This is a genomic window from Haloquadratum walsbyi J07HQW2 (assembly GCF_000415985.1).
Classification (GTDB): Archaea; Halobacteriota; Halobacteria; order Halobacteriales; family Haloferacaceae; genus Haloquadratum; species Haloquadratum walsbyi_B.
Map to the genome: position 1 here is coordinate 690,969 of NZ_KE356561.1, position 3,308 is coordinate 694,276.

Annotated in this window: 3 protein-coding genes; 1 reads left to right on the forward strand and 2 read right to left on the reverse strand. The window is 44.1% G+C overall.

The window, feature by feature from the left end; all coding sequences use genetic code 11:
• A partial coding sequence (locus tag J07HQW2_RS03215) for an MmgE/PrpD family protein (protein WP_021053888.1) occupies window positions 1–357 on the reverse strand: 357 nt, incomplete at its 3' end.
• 109 nt (window positions 358–466) lie between these two features.
• Here J07HQW2_RS03215 and J07HQW2_RS03220 point away from each other — a divergent pair.
• The gene (locus tag J07HQW2_RS03220) at window positions 467–1,240 is read left to right on the forward strand and encodes an IclR family transcriptional regulator (protein ID WP_021053889.1); all 774 of its coding nucleotides are present in this window, start codon (window positions 467–469) and stop codon (window positions 1,238–1,240) included.
• A 1,391-nt stretch (window positions 1,241–2,631) separates the two neighbouring features.
• On the opposite strand, the gene J07HQW2_RS03225 is transcribed toward J07HQW2_RS03220, so the two are convergent.
• Window positions 2,632–3,308 (reverse strand): MFS transporter (locus tag J07HQW2_RS03225; RefSeq protein WP_021053891.1); only part of this gene is annotated, 677 nt, incomplete at its 5' end.

The following is a 3,308-nucleotide window of genomic DNA, read 5'->3' on the forward strand; positions in this document are numbered from 1 at the left end:
GGCGTTAACGGTATCGGCAAGCGCCAATAACGGCGGAACAAGCGTCACACTTGGGTGGCCATCAAGTCCCCACGAAAGATCGTCATAATCGAGTGCATGGCTGGCAGTACCGACCCGCAGTGCAGCTGCTGGCGGTTTTTCGGTTGATGTGACACCTAGAAGCGTCGCCGCATCTGTTGAGTTAGTATCGATTTCCGCTGACATTGCAGCCGTCTGACCGGCTCCCTCGACTGCGCCAGCAAGCGTGACACCGATCGTATCGGTAACAGCTCGCGTGATGGTGTTGACTGCGCCATTCGGAAGATTCTCATATTCAATTGTTGAAACGAATTTAGATAGTTGCTGCTCCGGTTGCACGTTTGAAGTTGGTCAGGTATCAGTATTAATCGTTCTTATGTGCGCAGACTCAACACAGCTGTTCGAGAATGTCGAATCATATATACTACTCTATTAGTATAAATAGGATATGAAAAAGCAAGCTGGTAACCTACCAGACGCGGTCAGCACAGCTAAAACGCTGTTCGATATCGTCCAATGTGTAAAATCGAGTAACGGTCTAACCGTGACAGCCGTTGCAGCAGAGCTAGATTATGCTAAAAGCACTGTTCACAGGCATTTGCGGACACTTGAGGAATTAGGATATGTAGTCGAGGAACCTGACGGATTCCACGTGGGGCTTCGATTTCTGGATATCGGTCAGCATGCACGAGACTGCCGCCCTGGCTTTGATCTCGCACACGACATGGTTGATGAACTTGCCCAAGAGACTGATGAACGAGCACAATTTCTCGTTGAAGAGCACGGTGAGGCCGTATATCTCGCTCGCTCTGCCGGTGACCGGGCAGTGCAGACAGACCCAGGCGTTGGTAGCCGGATCCCGCTCCATGCGACTGCGGCGGGGAAGGCAATTTTGTCGGCACTCCACGAAGACCGACTATTCGAAATAATCGAACAAACAACTTTCGACCCTATCACAGATGCGACCGTCACTAACCAGGAGACACTGCTCGCGGAACTCGACAAGATCAGAAGGCGAGGATACAGTTTTAATCGACAAGAGAATCTTGATGGGCTCCATGCTGTCGGTGTCCCGGTACAGGGCACTGGTGACGATGTCATTGGTGCACTCAGCGTCTCTGGTCCGTCACACCGACTCAAGGGTGAATGGCTTGAAAAGGAACTCCCAGACCTCTTGCTTGGTGCTGCGAATGAACTTGAATTGAACATTGCACACTCCTAAAATGGTATCAAATCCTCGTTCCTCTATACTGGGATATTACGGAGGCGACATATTGATATCAACGGTAGTAGACTTGAGAGAAGACAATTTCCATCGTGAGTCTACTTATCTCACGATGATGATCATGAATAGATTCCTAGCTAGTGCAATTGTACTGTAATCAACAATACTTTGCCTTGACAGTAGACTATTATTCATGTTGCTTGTAGTCGCTGTTATAATCACTGGGACACTACTAGCTAAATTAACGTTCAAATAATTAACTCGCTGAAGGAGGCAGATGAACTTTGAGTGCTGTCCAGGTTGCTCAAAACATCATGTCGAAAATTCGTTCTAATAATGTTACTTGTATGATTAATATTTTTATTGGAATAAACTACTGTCACCCCATATGTGTTTATATAAATAAACTCAGATTATTTGCTGATATTCGAGGCTAACTAACAGTGGTACTATTGTTATTTAATTCATCCAAGAGTAAATACATCATAGAAGATTAATATGAAATCTGTCGATAACATTTTATCATCGATCACTAGATAATTCAATATACTGACTGTAAATCAATCGATAAATAGCATATAGACGTAAATATATCATAATACTATTCGTAAACTTTTTTTGCGCCAGATTATTGATAAATAAAACGGATTTCTTTCCTGAAACACGATTGATAGACGCAGTTATGATAGGATATTTGTAAGTGAACTTTTTTGAATCTATATACAGGCTCAGTAAGCATATTGTCTCAAATTTCGGTGATTTTGAGACATCTCGGATTAGCGGATCTCTTTGCATACAGCAATGCCTACGGGAATTCTGGTAACAACGATTATTAATTAGCATGTGTACGCCGCGACCAGTGTATAACAATGTCAATGTACAAATTTTCAATATACTCACTTTGCTTACTAATCGAAGCTAATGGGCAGGAGCGTTACAGCTTCATGAACTGCCGAGATGTGAGGAGTCAGATAATCCTCAATAGCGTCACCATCATAATAGTATGATGAGTATGCTCTCAGTTAATTCTTGAAAATATTTCAATAAATGTATATTTCCGCCGATATGTGACATATAATGAATAGCATAATCCACCGTATAGAATGTTAGAAATGAAACCTATGAATTTCGTGAAAATATGACAGAGCGTTCATTATCGCTAATTTTTATCGATGAATACATAACTCAATTCCTCTGTAAACAAGCCATATTGATCTCCAGTGAGTATGATTATATGAGCAACTCTGAATCAAAAAACAGATCTACTGCACTGACGATATAACAGACGTGGTTGTGATCTAGGAGAATGGTATTCAGCTCAGTAAATTAAATCTCATGTAAAGTGCTCATTATGTATCTACAAAAGATATGATATATCTAATTTTAATCTAATCGTCTGCGATTGAGACGCTCTCGTCGCTGCTGACGAACCCATCGTCCGTTGCTCGGGAAGCAACTGTTGGTTGGAATACCCAGGCTGTCAACAACAGAATCGGCACCATCGACAAAGCGACGACTGAGTAACCGATATGTAGATTTGGTAAGAACGGTGCCGCGTACACGAGAGGATATACAATCCCACCAACAGTTCCTACCCCTCCGACAACACCAGCGACCGCGCCGGAACTGTCCGGGAACATTGCTGGCACCTGTGCGAAAATTGCTCCCTCGGCGAATGCACACCCCATTCCAACGAGGAACCCAACACCAACAGCTATCAGCACCTCTCCGCTCAAGCCTGCGACTGTCATACCGAACATTGCCACGACAACGAAACACAGCGACACAAATGTCCACTGTTCACGGTACCGTCCTTTGAACACTGGGAGGATATTTCGCTCATTACGAGCTAACACATCGCTAATATACCCTCCGAACGGTCGTAACAACCCAGCCGCAATGGAGAACGTCGCTGCAAACGTTGAGGCTAACACGAGATTGCTGGTATTGAATCCTTCTCGATAATATGTCGCCAACCATCCGTTCATCGATAATTCGAGACCGAACGTCATCACGTACGCGAACGCTAACACGACTGTTCCGTATCGTGTCGCGGTAAAGAGCC

Bases quoted from the DNA above. Each gene is read 5' to 3' on its own strand.
- J07HQW2_RS03220 (WP_021053889.1), top strand. From the start codon at position 467: ATGAAAAAGCAAGCTGGTAACCTACCAGACGCGGTCAGCACAGCTAAA.